A 14,203-nucleotide genomic window follows, 5' to 3' on the forward strand; every position below is an offset into this window, starting at 1 on the left:
ACCGACACAACCCACCGGGTTCGCGTCGGGCGCAGCGCCTGGCATGCCGACGGGGCCGGCACTCGGCCGGCCCCGTCGAGCGTCGTCGCGACGTGCGCGATCAGGATGCTGCCTCTGCGGCGGCCGCCGCCTCGAGCTCGGTGTCGCCGGACTCCGCGGCGATCGTGCCCGTCGCGTCCTCCAGGTGCGCGCGCAGGAACCACTGGAACTGCTCGAGCCCTCGGATCTGCTCCACCGCGAGGTCCTCGGACATCGCGTCGAGCTCGCCGAGCCGGGCCTGCGCCGTGCGGTAGTCCGCGATCACGCCGTCGTACACGAGGTTGAGCGCGGCGATGTGCGCCTGCGTCGGTGCGCGGTGGACCGAGTAGTCGTCCCACGACCGCGCCGCGACGATGGCGCCGGGGAGGCCGTTCGGCGAGACGCCGAGCGTCGCGATGCGCTCGGCGAGGTCGTCGACCCAGCCGCGCACGAGGTCGATCTGCGGGTCGAGCATCTCGTGCACCGCGATGAACTGCGGCCCGACCACGTTCCAGTGGGCGTGCTTGAGCGTGAGCTGCAGGTCGTTGAGCGCGTGCAGGCGGTCCTGCAGGATCCGCGCGCTCTCGTGGCCCTCGCTGAGGGAGAGTCCGGGCACCGTGAACGCGGCCTCGTCGAGCTTCGAGCTGGTGACGTTCGTCATGGGGAAGGCTCCTTCCGTCTCGTCTGCGTCAACGCTGCCAGCGCGGCGCGGCTTCCGCCTGGCCTTGACGAGCGACGGGAGTTCGCCCACGGCGCACCCGGGACGGCCCGGGTCAGGCGATGCGGCCCAGCGCATCCCCGATCGCCGTCGTCGCGCCCTCCTCGACCGACCGCGCGAGCGTGCCTGCGCGGTGCGCGACGACCGTCGTCTCCATCTTCATGGCGTCGAGCACGGCGACGGCGTCGCCCTCGGCGACGGTCGCGCCATCGTCGACGAGCCAGCGCACGAGCGTGCCGGGCACGGGCGCCTCGAGCACCGACTCGTCGCGCGCGGCGGATGCGGGCGCTCCCGAACCTCCGTCGGCGCCGCCAGCACCCGCCGCCGCCGCGAGCAGCGCATCCGGCAGCCCCAGCACGACGCGGCGGCCGTCGACCTCGATCGCGACGCGACGCAGCGCATCCTGCGGCGCCGGCGCGGGGCGCAGCTGCGGCTCGAGGCGCGGCATGAGCTCGGCCTCGATCCACTGCGTCGACACGGCGAAGCCGTCGGTCGAGAACGCGGGCTCGTCGAGCACCGCGAGAGCGAACGACGCGACGGTCGCGACGCCGTCGACCTCGAGCTCGCCGATCGCTCGGCGCAGGCGCACGAGCGCCGCGTCGCGGTCGGGCGCGTGCACGATGAGCTTGGCGGCGAGCGAGTCGAACGCGGCCTCGACCCGATCGCCCGCCTCGACGCCCGCATCCCACCGCACGCCCGGCCCGCCGGGCACGCGCAGGCGCTCGATGCGGCCGGGGCTCGGCAGGAAGCCGCGGCCCGGATCCTCGGCGTTGACGCGCAGCTCGATCGCGTGGCCGACGGGCTCGGGCGTCTCGGCGAACGAGATGCCGAGGCCCGCGGCGATGCGCAGCTGCTCGCGCACGAGGTCGGTGCCCGTGACGAGCTCGGTCACGGGGTGCTCGACCTGCAGCCGCGTGTTGACCTCGAGGAACGCGATCGTGCCGTCGCTCGCGAGCAGGAACTCGACCGTGCCCGCACCGCGGTAGTCGACGGCGGCGCAGATGTCGTGCGCGGCCTCGTGGATGCGCGTGCGCTGCTCGGGCGTGAGGCCGGGAGCGGGCGCCTCCTCGACGAGCTTCTGGCTGCGACGCTGCAGCGAGCAGTCGCGGTCGCCCACGACGACCACGGTGCCGCGGCCGTCGCCGAGCACCTGCGCCTCGACGTGCCGCGGGTGCTCGAGGTAGCGCTCGACGAAGCACTCGCCTCGCCCGAACGCGCCGACGGCCTCGCGCGACGCCGCGTCGAACGCGTCGGGCACCTCCTCGAGCGTGCGTGCGATGCGCATGCCGCGCCCGCCGCCGCCGAACGCGGCCTTGATGACGACGGGCAGCCCGTGCTCCCGCGCGAACGCGACGGCCTCGTCGGCGCCCTCGAGCGGGCGGTCGATGCCCGGGGCGAGCGGTGCGCCGGCCGCGATGGCGATGCGGCGGGCCGAGACCTTGTCGCCGAGCTGCTCGATGCTCTCGGGCGTCGGCCCGATCCACGTGAGCCCCGCCTCCTCGACCGCGCGCGCGAACGCGGCGCTCTCGGAGAGGAAGCCGTAGCCGGGGTGCACGGCGTCGGCCCCCGAGGCGCGCGCGGCGGCGAGCAGCGAGGGGATGTCGAGGTACGTGTCGGCGGCGGTCGTGCCGTCGAGCGCGACCGCCGCGTCGGCGGCGCGGACGTGCATGGCGTCGACGTCCTGGTCGGCGTAGACCGCGACGGAGCGGATGCCCGCCTCGGCGCACGCGCGCGCGACGCGCACGGCGATCTCGCCGCGGTTGGCGATGAGCACGGTCTGGATGGTCATGCCTGGTCTCCCGGGTGGACGATGCGGAGTCGGATGCGCGCGCCGGGCGGCACCTGGCCCGCGAGGTCGAGGTCGGCGTCGACGACGGCGCCGACGATCGGATAGCCGCCCGTGAGCGGGTGGTCGGCGAGGAACAGCACGGGCTGGCCGTCGGGCGGCACCTGGATGGCGCCGGTCACGGCGCCCTCGCTGGGCAGCTCGCCGTCGACGGCGCGCTCGAGCGGCGCGCCCGCGAGGCGCACGCCGACACGGTCGGAGCGGGGTGTGACCTCCCACGCCTGGCCGACGAGCGTCTCGAGCGCCGCCGGCGTGAACCAGTCGTCACGGGGGCCGAGCACGATGCGCAGCACCGCCTCGTCGCCGGCGGCGGGCAGGGCACGAGCGGGCGCCGCCACGGGCTCGACGGCGTGCGGCGCCGTGGCTGGGCCGTGCAGCGGCAGCACGCTGCCCACGACGAGCGGCGCGGGACCGAGTCCGGCGAGCGTATCGGTGGCGAGGCTGTCGAGCACGGGCTCGAGGGCGATGCCACCGCGGATCGCGACGATCGCACGCAGTCCCTCGCGCACCGCGCCGATGCGCAGCTCGTCGCCGTCGTCGAGCGCGAACGGCGTGCCGTGGGCGGGCGTCGCGGTGCCTGCCGCGCCCTCGACGGTCGCGTCGGCGACGCCGCCGGCGAGCGCCACGACGGCAGCGCCGCGGGCGCGCAGCACGGCACCGCCGCCCGCGAGCTCGAGCACCGCGGCATCCTGGCGGTTGCCCACGGCACGGTTGGCGTCGCGCAGGGCCGTGCGGTCGGCGACGCCCGACTGGCTCACGCCCGTCGCCGCCATCGAGGGGCGACCGAGGTCCTGCACGAGCAGCTGCAGACCGGGCCGCACGACCTCGAGGGCGTGCGCCGCCTCGATGGCGGGGCGCTCGGCGGGTGCGAGGACGGCGAGCTCGCGCTCGATGCGCTCGAACCGCACGGTCGCGCCCGGCGACAGCAGCGCGGGCTCCTCGCGCTCGAGGTCCCACATGCGCGCATCCGTCGTGCCGATGAGCTGCCAGCCGCCAGGGCTCTCGCGCGGGTAGACGCCCGAGAACGCACCGGCGAGGCCGACCGATCCAGCCGGGATGCGCGTGCGCGGGCTCGATCGCCGCGGCACCTGGAACAGGTCGTCGTCGCCGACGAGGTAGCCGAACCCGGGCGCGTAGCCCGTGAACGCGACCGTCCACGTCGCCGCCTGGTGGCGCGCGACGACCCCGTCGGTCGACACCGACAGCAGGCTCGCGACCTCGTCGAGGTCCTGGCCGTCGTAGCGCACGGGGATCGTGACGACGGCGTCGCTCGCGATGCGCTCGTCGGCGGGCTCGACCGCGAGCAGCCGCTCGGCCAGTGCGTCGGCTGCCACGACGCGCGGGTCGAAGCGCACGAGGATGGTGCGGGCGGCGGGCACGAGCTCGGTGACGCCCGGCAGCGACGCCTCGCGCAGGCGCGGCAGCAGGCGCATCGACTCGTCGAGGTCCGCGGCCTCGAGCATGAGCGCCGTGTCGGCGGCGGCGAGGATGCGCGTCATGCGGCGTACGCCGCGTCGGGCACGTCGAGCAGCATCATGTGGCCGGGCGCGTGCGTGATCGCGAACGGGGGCCGCGACGCCATGATCGCCGCCTGCGGCGTCACGCCGCACGCCCAGAACACCGGCACCTCGCCGTCGCGCACCTCGGGAGCGTCGCCGAAGTCGGGGTGGTCGAGGTCGATGCCGAGCGCGGCGGGCTCCCCCACGTGCACGGGTGCGCCATGCACCGCGGGGAAGCGGCCCGAGATCGTCACGGCGTCCGCGACGCGATCGGCGGGGATCGGCCGCATCGACACGACGAGCTCGCCCGAGAGGCGGCCTGCGGGCGCGCAGTCGCGGTTGGTGCGGTACATCGGCACGTTGCGGCCGAGCTCCTGATGGCGGATGGGGATGCCGGCGTCGGCGAGACCGGCCTCGAACGTGAACGAGCAGCCGATGAGGAAGGCCACGAGCGGCTGCTCGGCCCACGCGGCGGTCGCGTCGGCGACCTCCTCGGCGAGCTCGCCGTCGCGCCACACGCGGTAGGCGGGGATGTCGGTGCGCAGGTCGGCGCCGGGCGCGAGCCGCGGCTCGAACGAGCCGGCCTCGACGACCTCGAGCACGGGGCACGGCTTCGGGTTGCGCTGCGCGAAGAGCAGCATGTCGAACGCCCAGTCCTCGGGCACCGCGATGAGGTTCGCCTGCACGAGCCCGTGGGCGACGCCGCTCGTGGGCGCCACGACGCCCGACCGGTACGACGCGCGAGCCTCGCGCGCCGAGGCGTGCTGCGCCGCGCTCGCGACCGCGGTCATCGCGCGCCCGCGAACGGCGCGATCGTCACACCGGCCGCCTCGAGCGCCGCGCGCGTCGCCTCCGCCATCGCGATGGCGCCGGGGCTGTCGCCGTGCACGCAGATCGATTCGGCGCGCACGGCGACGTCGGAGCCGTCGATCGCCTGCACGACGCCCTCCTGCGCGAGCCGCACCATGCGGGCTGCCACGGCATCCGCGTCGTGCAGCACCGAGCCCTCCTGCGAGCGCGACACGAGGTGGCCGTCGGGCGTGTACGCGCGGTCGGCGAACGCCTCCGCCGCCGTCGCGAGCCCCGCCGCCTCGGCGACGTCGAGCACGACGCCACCCGCGAGCCCCAGCAGCACGAGCGACGGATCGATCGCCTGCACGGCCGCCACGACCACGCGGGCCTGCCGCTCGTCGCGCGCGATCGTGTTGTAGAGCGCGCCGTGCGGCTTCACGTAGACCATGCGGCCGCCCGCCGACGACGCGAGCGCGCCGAGCGCGCCGAGCTGGTACTCGACGTGCGCCTGCAGCGTCGCGTCGTCGACGTCCATCTCCCTGCGCCCGAAGCCCTCGTAGTCGCGGTAGCCCGGGTGGGCGCCGATCGCGACGCCGCGTGCGACGGCCTCGACGAGCGTCGCGCGGATGCCCTCGGGGCTGCCTGCGTGGAAGCCGCACGCCACGTTGGCGCTCGTCACGACGCGCAGCATGGCCGCGTCGTCGCCCACGATGCGCTCGGGGACGTTCTCGCCGAGGTCGGAGTTGAGATCGATGGCGGGCATGCGTGCTCCTTACGCGGTGAGGAAGGCGAAGATCGGGCCGACCGACACCGCACCCATGTACCAGGTGAGCGCGGTCGCGAGCGTGCCGATGACCAGCAGCCACACCGGGTAGCGGTAGCCGCCCAGCACGTCCTTCTGCCGGAACCAGCCGATGTACATGAAGATCGTGAGGCCGATCGGCAGGATGAGGCCGTTGAAGCCGCCGACGAAGACGAGCAGCGCCGCCGGGGCCGTGCCGATGAGCAGGTACACGACGAGCGACACGACGATGAACGCGACGGTCGCGAGCTGCAGCGGCCAGCCACCCTTGAGCGTCTTCGAGAAGACCGACAGGAACGTCGCCGACGTGTAGGCGGCGCCGATCACGGAGGTGATGGCGGCTGCCCAGAAGATGAAGCCGAAGATGCGGAAGCCCGCGTCGCCCAGCACGGCGGCGAACGCTGCGCCGGCCGGGTTGGCACCCTGACCCGAGACGTCGAGCACGACGCCCGAGGCCACGACGCCGAGGATGGCGAGGAACAGCACGTAGCGCATGACGCCGGTGACGAGGATGCCCTGGAACGACGCGCGGTGCACGTCCTTCACGTGCTCGGGGCCTGTGAGGCCCGACTCGAGGTAGCGGTGGGCGCCGGCGTACGTGATGTAGCCACCGACGGTGCCGCCGACGATCGTCGTGATCGTGGCGAAGTTCAGCTCGTCGGGCACGAACGTCTGGCGGAAGGCGTCGCCGATCGGCGGGTTCGAGACGATCGCGACGACGATCGTCATCACGATCATGCCGACGCCGAGCACCATGACCACGACGTCGACGACGCGGCCCGCCCGCTTGAACAGGAAGATGCAGATCGCGAGCAGGCCCGTGACGAGGCCGCCGATCTTCGCGTCCATGCCCAGCAGGGCGTTGAGGCCGAGGCCGCCGCCGGCGATGTTGCCGATGTTGAACGCGAGGCCGCCGATGACGATGAGCACGGCGAGCACGTGGCCCGAGAACGGCACGGCGCTGTTGGCGAGGTCGCCCGCGCGCTTGCCAGAGACCGTGATCATGCGCCAGATGTTCATCTGCACCGCGAGGTCGATGAGGATCGACACGAGGATCGCGAACGCGAACGCGGCGCCGAGCGTCGCGGTGAACGTCGCGGTCTGGGTGATGAAGCCCGGCCCGATGGCCGAGGTCGCCATGAGGAAGATCGCGCCGAGGATGGGACCTCGGCGACTCTTGGCGAAGGCCTTCGCCTTCTCGGCGGAGGTCGCCTCGGTGGACTGCTGCGAATCGGTCACGAGCGTTCCCATCGTCGTCGGTGGGCTCTGGCGTCGCGGATGCGGCGCTGGGCAGAGCCTACGGTTCGTAGGACAGCATCGCAATGATTGTTCAACAATGCGTGCCGATCGTGTTTCGATCCTGTTGCAGATGCTCCGACGATCCGGCCGTCGGCGCGCGTAGCATCGGGGCATGAGCGACACGACCCTCGCCGACGCCCTGCGCGCGCGCATCATCGCGGGCGAGTTCGCGCCCGGCGAGCGCCTGTCGGAGGCCGCGCTCGCCGCACGCCTCGACGTGTCGCGCAACACGCTGCGCGAGGCCTTCCGCGTCCTCGCGCAGCACGGCCTCGTCGAGCACGTGCCCAACCGCGGCGTCTCGGTGGCCTCCCCCACGACCGCCGACGTCGTCGACATCTACCGCGCCCGCAGGCAGATCGAGTGCGGCATCCTGCGCGACGCATCCGCGCTGCACCCGAGCATCGCCGTCATGCGCGAGGAGCTCGAACGTGCAGAGGCCGGCGTCGAGGCAGGCGACTGGCCCACCGTCGCGGCCGCGAACATGGCCTTCCACCGCGCGCTCGTCGCCCTCTCCGACAGCCCGAGGCTCGAGCGCACGCACGAGCAGCTGCTCGCCGAGCTGCGCCTCGCGTTCCTCGCGATCGCCGACTTCGAGTCGCTGCACCGTCCGTTCGTCACGCGCAACCGTGCCGTGCTCGACGCGCTCGTCGACCAGGGGCCGCAGGCTGCAGCCGACGAGCTCGAGGACTACCTCACGGAGTCCGAGCGCCGCGTGCTCGGCGCGTACGCGCGCCTCGGCCGCGGCTGACCCACCTGACGCGATGCGTCAGCTCGCCTCGCGCAGCTGCCGCAGGTCGCGCTTGAGGTCGTGCAGCTCGTCGCGGATGCGCGCGGCGAGCTCGAACTTCAGCTCGCCAGCCGCCTCCGACATCTGGGCGGACAGGTCGGCGATGATCTGCTCGAGCTGCGCCGGGCCGTCGAGGCTCGAGCGATCGTTCGCGAGCCGCGGCGTGGGCGCGCCGCGCTTCGTGCCCGAGAGCAGCTCGGCCGTGTCGGCCTCCTCGCGCGCGAGCATCGCGGTGATGTCGCCGATCTTCTTGCGCAGCGGCTGCGGGTCGATGCCGTGCTCGGCGTTGTACGCCTGCTGGATCTCGCGGCGACGCTCGGTCTCCTCCATCGCCAGCTGCATCGAGTCGGTGATGGTCGAGGCGTACATGTGCACCTCGCCCGAGACGTTGCGCGCCGCGCGCCCGATCGTCTGGATGAGCGACGTCGACGAGCGCAGGAAGCCCTCCTTGTCGGCGTCGAGGATCGCGACGAGCGACACCTCGGGCAGGTCGAGGCCCTCGCGCAGCAGGTTGATGCCGACGAGCACGTCGAAGACGCCGGCGCGCAGCTGCGTGAGCAGCTCGACGCGCCGCAAGGTGTCGACGTCGGAGTGCAGGTACCGCACCCGCACGCCGGCGTCGGTGAGATAGTCGGTGAGCTCCTCGGCCATGCGCTTCGTGAGCGTCGTGACGAGCACGCGCTCGTCGCGGTCGGCGCGCACGCGGATCTCCTCGAGCAGGTCGTCGATCTGGCCCTCGACGGGCTTCACGACGAGCTTCGGGTCGACGAGGCCCGTCGGACGGATGATCTGCTCGACGATCGTGTCGGCGCGCTCGCGCTCGTATCGGGCGGGCGTCGCCGAGAGGTAGACGGTCTGGCCGACGCGGTCGAGGAACTCGTCGAACTTCAGCGGCCGGTTGTCGAGCGCCGACGGCAGGCGGAAGCCATGCTCGACGAGCGTGCGCTTGCGGCTCGCGTCGCCCTCGTACATCGCGCCGATCTGCGGCACCGTGACGTGGCTCTCGTCGATGACGACGAGGAAGTCCTCGGGGAAGTAGTCGAGCAGGCAGTCGGGTGCCTCGCCGGGCTCGCGACCGTCGATGTGGCGCGAGTAGTTCTCGATGCCCGAGCAGAAGCCGATCTGCTCCATCATCTCGAGGTCGAACGTCGTGCGCATGCGCAGCCGCTGCGCCTCGAGCAGCCTCCCCTGCCGCTCGAGGTCGGCGAGGCGCTCGTCGAGCTCGGTGCGGATGCGCTCCATCGCCCGATGCATGCGATCGGTGCCCGAGACGTAGTGGCTGCCAGGGAAGACCGAGACGGCGTCGAGCCGCTGGATGACCTCGCCCGTGAGCGGATGCAGCGTCGAGATCGACTCGATCTCGTCGCCGAACAGCTCGATGCGGATCGCGTGCTCCTCGTACATCGGGATGATCTCGATGGTGTCGCCGCGCACGCGGAACGTGCCGCGCTGGAAGGCGACGTCGTTGCGCTGGTACTGCATGCTCACGAACCGGCGCAGCAGCTCCTGCCGATCGATGCGCATGCCGACCTGCAGCGCGATCATGGCCTCGAGGTACTCGGCGGGCGAGCCGAGGCCGTAGATGCACGACACGGTCGACACCACGATGACGTCGCGCCGCGACAGCAGCGCGTTCGTCGCCGAGTGGCGCAGGCGCTCGACCTCGGCGTTGAGCGACGAGTCCTTCTCGATGAAGGTGTCCGTCTGCGGCACGTACGCCTCGGGCTGGTAGTAGTCGTAGTACGAGACGAAGTACTCGACGGCGTTGTTCGGCAGCAGCTCGCGGAACTCGTTCGCGAGCTGGGCGGCGAGCGTCTTGTTGTGCGCGAGCACGAGCGTCGGCCGCTGCACCTGCTCGACGAGCCAGGCGGTCGTCGCCGACTTGCCCGTGCCGGTCGCGCCGAGCAGCACGATGTCGGTCTCGCCGCGGTTCACGGCAGCCGCGAGCTCGGCGATGGCCTTCGGCTGGTCGCCGGAGGGCTGGTACTCGGACTCGACCTTGAACGGTCGCACGGCACGAGTGGGTTCCATGCCCTCGAGCCTAGGAGCGACCTCCGACAGAGCCTGCATCCTGGCGGTACGCCTCGAGCGATCGGGCAGGCTCGAGCCGCCAGCCGCCCGTGATGCGACGCACGGATCCCCGCGCGTCGAACTCGTAGCGGATGGGCTCGCCCACCGAGCCGTAGCCGCCGGCGTCGTCGGCGCGCAGCGTCGAGTCGTCGAGCACCGTGAGCCGCTGCGCCTCTGCCATGGGGCGTGCTGCGCCCGGCGGGATGGCGTAGAGCGCGTCGCCAAGGCGCACGACGTCGACGAGCTGCCACGGGCTCTGGAACCGGCCCGTGAAGCGCATGAGGTCGACGCGGCGCGCACCGCGCACCGGCTCCATCGACGCCGAGCCGTGCTCGGGCACGTCGTGGCCAGACGGCATGGCGAGGTCGTCGGCCTCGCGCCGCTGCGTCGCCATGAGGATCTCGACGATGCCCTCCGCGAGCTCGGCCGCAGGTCCGTCGATCGCGTTCGTGAGCACGCTCACCGCGATGCCGAGGCGCGGCTCGAAGAGCGTGCGCGTGATCTGGCCGGGCCAGCCACCGCCGTGGCCGAGCCACGTGCGACCCGCGATCTGCCGCAGCTGCATGCCGAGGCCGTAGCCGGCGGGCACGCCGTCGCGATCGACCGTCGACCACTGCTGCTGCCCCATCCACCGCTTCGAGCGGTCGTCGAGCAGCTCGTCGGAGCCGAGGAAGTGCCCGGCAGCGAACCGTACGAGCTCCGCGGCGGTCGACGTGACGCCCGTCGCTGCGGCGAGGGAGCCCGACGTGGGGCTCTCGAGCACCTCGCGCGTCATCGTCGTGTGGATGCCCGAGTGCGACGACACATGCTTCGCGCTCTTGCGCACGTCGACGTCGGGCACCGTGCGGATGAGGCCGAGCGGCTTCACGACGCCCTCGCGCACCGCATCCTCGTAGCGGCCGCCCGTGACGGCCTCCACGACGAGGCCCAGGATGCCGAAGCCGATGTTCGAGTACTTGAAGCCCGTCGTCGACGGCAGCACGTCGAGGGGCTCGGCGAGGATCGCGTCGAGCTCGATGGCGTCGGGGAACGGCTTCTGCAGCGACCAGAACGTCGTGTCGGCCGAGTCGCGCGTGATGCCCGAGCCATGGCTGAGCAGCTCGCGGATCGTCACGTGCTCGGCGCCGGTGCCCAGCAGCTGCGGCACGTGCGCGCTCGCGAGGTCGTCGAGGCGCAGGCGTCCCTGCTCGACCAGCTGCAGCACGACGGTCGCGGCGAGCATCTTCGAGTGGCTCGCGACGCGGAACTGGTGCGTCGCCGTGAGGCGCTCGCCCGTCGCGACGTCGGCGACGCCGAACGCCTTCGACATGCGCAGCCCGCCACCGAACCAGATCGCCACCTGCGCACCGGGCACGCGCGTGCGCCACACGCGGTACTCGATCCAGCTCACGAGGTAGTCGAGCGCCGCCTTCGCCGCGATCGACGCGTCGGACTCCTTCACCATGCCGTCCCCTCCTCGATCGCGCGCCAGAGCTCGTCGACCTGCGCGATCGTCTCCTCCATCGTGCCCGACGTGTCGACGACGACCGTCGCGACCGCGAGCCGCTCGTCGTCGCTCGCCTGCGACCGCACGCGCCGCTCGGCCTCCTCCTGCGCGATGCCGCGCAGCTCGACGAGCCGCGCGATGCGCTGCTCGGCGGGCGCGTGCGCCACGACGATCGCGTCGAACGCGTGCGGCACGCGCGCCTCGACGAGCAGCGGCACGTCGTAGACGACGACGGCGTCCGGGTCGTCGGCGTGCGCGGCGATGCGCTCGGCGACCCGCGCCTGGATCGCCGGATGCGTGATGCGCTCGAGGTCGCGACGCGCGTCGGCGTCGGCGAAGACGATCGCGCCGAGCGCCGGCCGGTCGAGGGCGCCGTCGACGACGACGTGCTCGCCGAAGCGCGACGCGATGCTCGCGAGGGCCGGCTCCCCCGGCTCCACGACCTCGCGTGCCACGCGATCCGCGTCGATGACGATGGCGCCGTGCTCGGCCAGCCGAGCGGCGACGGTGGACTTGCCGGCGGCGATGCCGCCGGTGAGGCCGATGAGTCGCATCGACCCATCATCCCAGGTCTCGAGCACCCCTCGGGGCTACCATCGCGATCGAGGGGGACGCTCCCCCGATGGGAGGCCCCGATGCTCGAGCTCCTCACCGGCTCCGGACTCGCCGCCGCGGCAGGCATGAACGCCTACATCCCGCTCCTGGCGGTGGGCGTCGCGAACCGCTTCCTGCCGCAGGTCCTGAACCTGCCGGAGGGCTGGCAGTGGCTGTCGAACGAGTGGGTGCTCGGCATCGTCGCCGTGCTGCTCGTCGTCGAGATCGTCGCCGACAAGATCCCCGCCGTCGACACCGTCAACGACGTGCTGCAGACGATCGTGCGCCCGACGGCCGGCGGGCTCGTGTTCGGCTCGTCGTCGACCGCGTCGACCGTCGCCGTCACGGACCCCGCAGCGTTCTTCGCCTCGAACCAATGGGTGCCGATCGTGATCGGCGCGGTCATCGCGCTGGCGGTGCACGGCACGAAGATGGCCGTGCGCCCCATCGCCAACGTCGCGACGGGCGGCACGGCCGCTCCCGTCATCTCGACATTCGAGGACGTCGGCGCCGTCGGCATGACCGTGCTCGCCATCGTCATGCCCGTGCTCGTCATCGTCGGCATCCTGCTGCTCGTCGGCGTCGCCGTCGCGATCGTGCGGCGTGGCAGGCGTGGCTCCGGCGCTCCGCTGCAGCAGCCGCCCGGGCCGACGACGGCCTAGCCGCGCCGCCGCCGCGGCGCCGCCCGCACACGCGACGAGGGCCGCATCCCCGTGGGGATGCGGCCCTCGAACGTGGGGCGGAGAGACTCAGTCGGCGCGGCCGGTGAGCTTCTCGCGGAGCGCTGCGAGCGCCTCGTCGTCGGCCAGCGTGCCGCCGCCGTTCGACTCGGACGAGTAGCTCGAGCCCGTCGACGCGCCAGCGGCCACGTCTGCGGCCTCGACCTCGCGAGCGTTCTTGACCTGCTCCTTGTGCGACTCCCAGCGAGCCTGGGCAGCCGCGTACTCGGCCTCCCATGCCTCGCGCTGGGCGTCGAAGCCCTCGCGCCACTCGTTGGTCTCGGCGTCGAAGCCCTCGGGGAACTTGTAGTTGCCCTGCTCGTCGTACTCGGCGAGCATGCCGTAGAGCGCGGGGTCGAACTCCGTGGCCTCGGGGTCGACGTCGAAGTTCGCCTGCTTGAGCGACAGCGAGATGCGGCGACGCTCGAGGTCGATGTCGATGATCTTGACGAAGACCTCGTCGTTGACCGACACGACCTGGTCGGCGGTCTCGACGTGCTTCTCGGAGAGCTCCGAGATGTGCACGAGACCCTCGATGCCGTCTGCGACGCGCACGAACGCACCGAACGTGACGAGCTTCGTGACCTTGCCCGGTGCGAGCTGACCGATCGCGTGGGTGCGGGCGAAGACCTGCCACGGGTCCTCCTGCGTCGCCTTGAGCGACAGCGAGACGCGCTCGCGGTCACGCTCGACGGTGAGGACCTCGACCGTGACCTCCTGGCCGACCTCGACGACCTCGGAGGCGTGCTCGATGTGCTTCCACGAGAGCTCCGAGACGTGCACGAGGCCGTCGACGCCGCCGAGGTCGACGAACGCGCCGAAGTTGACGATCGACGAGACGACGCCCTTGCGGATCTGGCCCTTCTGGAGCCCGTCGAGGAACTGGCTGCGCGACTCCGACTGCGTCTGCTCGAGCAGCGCACGGCGCGAGAGCACCACGTTGTTGCGGTTCTTGTCGAGCTCGAGGATCTTCGCCTCGATCTCCTGGCCGAGGTACGGCGTGAGGTCGCGGACGCGGCGCAGCTCGATGAGCGAGGCCGGGAGGAAGCCGCGGAGGCCGATGTCGACGATGAGGCCACCCTTGACGACCTCGATGACCGAACCGGTCACGACGCCGTCGGTCTCCTTGATCTTCTCGACGTCGCCCCATGCGCGCTCGTACTGGGCACGCTTCTTGGAGAGGATCAGACGACCCTCCTTGTCCTCCTTCTGGAGGACGAGCGCCTCGACGGCATCGCCGACCTCGACGACCTCCGTGGGGTCGACGTCGTGCTTGATGGAGAGCTCGCGCGAGGGGATGACGCCCTCGGTCTTGTAGCCCACGTCGAGAAGGACCTCATCGCGGTCGATCTTGACGACGGTGCCCTCGATCAGGTCGCCATCGTTGAAGAACTTCAGGGTCTTCTCGACGGCGGCCATGAAGTCGTCGGCGCTGCCGATGTCGTTCACGGCGACCTGCTTCGGGGCCTTGGTCGTTGCAGTGGTCATGTGGTGTTGGTTGCCTTCGGTTCGGACAGAGTCTGGCCCGTGGAGTCATCCTGGATGGAGTGCGCTCCGCGAGCATGCGGAAGTG

At 72.1% G+C, this 14,203-nt stretch carries 12 protein-coding genes; 2 read left to right on the plus strand and 10 right to left on the minus strand.

Features of this window, described 5'->3' with window-relative positions:
- Positions 1-100: 100 nt before the first annotated feature.
- The 6 genes from BLQ67_RS00080 to BLQ67_RS00105 all read right to left on the minus strand — a co-directional run bounded on the left by BLQ67_RS00080 (position 101) and on the right by BLQ67_RS00105 (position 6,926).
- On the minus strand, positions 101-679 hold the full coding sequence (locus tag BLQ67_RS00080) for a Dps family protein (RefSeq protein WP_092501430.1): 579 nt from the start codon (positions 677-679) through the stop codon (positions 101-103).
- A 112-nt stretch (positions 680-791) separates the two neighbouring features.
- Positions 792-2,519 carry an acetyl/propionyl/methylcrotonyl-CoA carboxylase subunit alpha gene (locus BLQ67_RS00085; RefSeq protein WP_092506680.1) on the minus strand — a complete coding sequence of 576 codons (1,728 nt, stop codon included), beginning with the start codon at positions 2,517-2,519 and terminating at the stop codon, positions 792-794.
- A 2-nt stretch (positions 2,520-2,521) separates the two neighbouring features.
- On the minus strand, positions 2,522-4,081 hold the full coding sequence (locus tag BLQ67_RS00090) for a 5-oxoprolinase subunit B/C family protein (protein ID WP_092501431.1): 1,560 nt from the start codon (positions 4,079-4,081) through the stop codon (positions 2,522-2,524).
- Entirely contained in the window at positions 4,078-4,872 is a 795-nt protein-coding gene (locus BLQ67_RS00095; protein ID WP_092501432.1) for a putative hydro-lyase, read from the minus strand. Before BLQ67_RS00095 ends, BLQ67_RS00090 begins: the two co-directional genes overlap by 4 nt.
- Positions 4,869-5,636, minus strand: coding sequence for a LamB/YcsF family protein (locus BLQ67_RS00100; RefSeq protein WP_092501433.1), 768 nt, complete (start codon positions 5,634-5,636; stop codon positions 4,869-4,871). The genes BLQ67_RS00095 and BLQ67_RS00100 overlap by 4 nt, the downstream gene beginning before the upstream one ends.
- 9 nt (positions 5,637-5,645) lie before the next feature.
- On the minus strand, positions 5,646-6,926 hold the full coding sequence (locus BLQ67_RS00105) for an NRAMP family divalent metal transporter (RefSeq protein ID WP_092501434.1): 1,281 nt from the start codon (positions 6,924-6,926) through the stop codon (positions 5,646-5,648).
- A gap of 160 nt (positions 6,927-7,086) precedes the next feature.
- Between BLQ67_RS00105 and BLQ67_RS00110 the strand changes: the two genes are divergently transcribed.
- Positions 7,087-7,722, plus strand: a complete 636-nt coding sequence (locus BLQ67_RS00110) for a GntR family transcriptional regulator (RefSeq protein ID WP_092501435.1) — start codon at positions 7,087-7,089, stop codon at positions 7,720-7,722.
- Positions 7,723-7,740: 18 nt separating this feature from the next.
- Here BLQ67_RS00110 and uvrB read toward each other — a convergent pair whose 3' ends face one another.
- The 3 genes from uvrB to coaE are packed head-to-tail and all read right to left on the minus strand — an operon-like array spanning position 7,741 to position 11,871.
- Positions 7,741-9,792 (minus strand): excinuclease ABC subunit UvrB, encoded by a 2,052-nt coding sequence (uvrB, locus tag BLQ67_RS00115; RefSeq protein ID WP_092501436.1) that lies wholly within the window; start codon positions 9,790-9,792, stop codon positions 7,741-7,743.
- Between the two features lie 10 nt (positions 9,793-9,802).
- Complete coding sequence (locus tag BLQ67_RS00120) at positions 9,803-11,275, minus strand: serine hydrolase domain-containing protein (RefSeq protein ID WP_092501437.1); 1,473 nt, start codon at positions 11,273-11,275, stop codon at positions 9,803-9,805.
- Complete coding sequence (coaE, locus tag BLQ67_RS00125; RefSeq protein ID WP_092501438.1) at positions 11,269-11,871, minus strand: dephospho-CoA kinase; 603 nt, start codon at positions 11,869-11,871, stop codon at positions 11,269-11,271. Before coaE ends, BLQ67_RS00120 begins: the two co-directional genes overlap by 7 nt.
- 81 nt (positions 11,872-11,952) lie before the next feature.
- On the opposite strand from coaE, the gene BLQ67_RS00130 reads away from it, so the two are divergent.
- Positions 11,953-12,573, plus strand: a complete 621-nt coding sequence (locus BLQ67_RS00130) for a DUF4126 domain-containing protein (RefSeq protein WP_092501439.1) — start codon at positions 11,953-11,955, stop codon at positions 12,571-12,573.
- A gap of 87 nt (positions 12,574-12,660) precedes the next feature.
- Here BLQ67_RS00130 and rpsA read toward each other — a convergent pair whose 3' ends face one another.
- Positions 12,661-14,118 carry a 30S ribosomal protein S1 gene (rpsA, locus tag BLQ67_RS00135; RefSeq protein WP_092501440.1) on the minus strand — a complete coding sequence of 486 codons (1,458 nt, stop codon included), beginning with the start codon at positions 14,116-14,118 and terminating at the stop codon, positions 12,661-12,663.
- Positions 14,119-14,203 lie beyond the last annotated feature (85 nt).

This window comes from Agrococcus jejuensis (assembly GCF_900099705.1).
Classification (GTDB): Bacteria; Actinomycetota; Actinomycetes; order Actinomycetales; family Microbacteriaceae; genus Agrococcus; species Agrococcus jejuensis.

Coding starts and splice junctions, on each gene's coding strand:
- BLQ67_RS00080 (WP_092501430.1), bottom strand. CDS start 679: ATGACGAACGTCACCAGCTCGAAGCTCGACGAGGCCGCGTTCACGGTG.
- BLQ67_RS00100 (WP_092501433.1), bottom strand. CDS start 5,636: ATGCCCGCCATCGATCTCAACTCCGACCTCGGCGAGAACGTCCCCGAG.
- BLQ67_RS00120 (WP_092501437.1), bottom strand. CDS start 11,275: ATGGTGAAGGAGTCCGACGCGTCGATCGCGGCGAAGGCGGCGCTCGAC.
- BLQ67_RS00130 (WP_092501439.1), top strand. CDS start 11,953: ATGCTCGAGCTCCTCACCGGCTCCGGACTCGCCGCCGCGGCAGGCATG.
- BLQ67_RS00110 (WP_092501435.1), top strand. CDS start 7,087: ATGAGCGACACGACCCTCGCCGACGCCCTGCGCGCGCGCATCATCGCG.
- BLQ67_RS00095 (WP_092501432.1), bottom strand. CDS start 4,872: ATGACCGCGGTCGCGAGCGCGGCGCAGCACGCCTCGGCGCGCGAGGCT.
- BLQ67_RS00105 (WP_092501434.1), bottom strand. CDS start 6,926: ATGGGAACGCTCGTGACCGATTCGCAGCAGTCCACCGAGGCGACCTCC.
- rpsA (WP_092501440.1), bottom strand. CDS start 14,118: ATGACCACTGCAACGACCAAGGCCCCGAAGCAGGTCGCCGTGAACGAC.
- BLQ67_RS00090 (WP_092501431.1), bottom strand. CDS start 4,081: ATGACGCGCATCCTCGCCGCCGCCGACACGGCGCTCATGCTCGAGGCC.
- uvrB (WP_092501436.1), bottom strand. CDS start 9,792: ATGGAACCCACTCGTGCCGTGCGACCGTTCAAGGTCGAGTCCGAGTAC.
- coaE (WP_092501438.1), bottom strand. CDS start 11,871: ATGCGACTCATCGGCCTCACCGGCGGCATCGCCGCCGGCAAGTCCACC.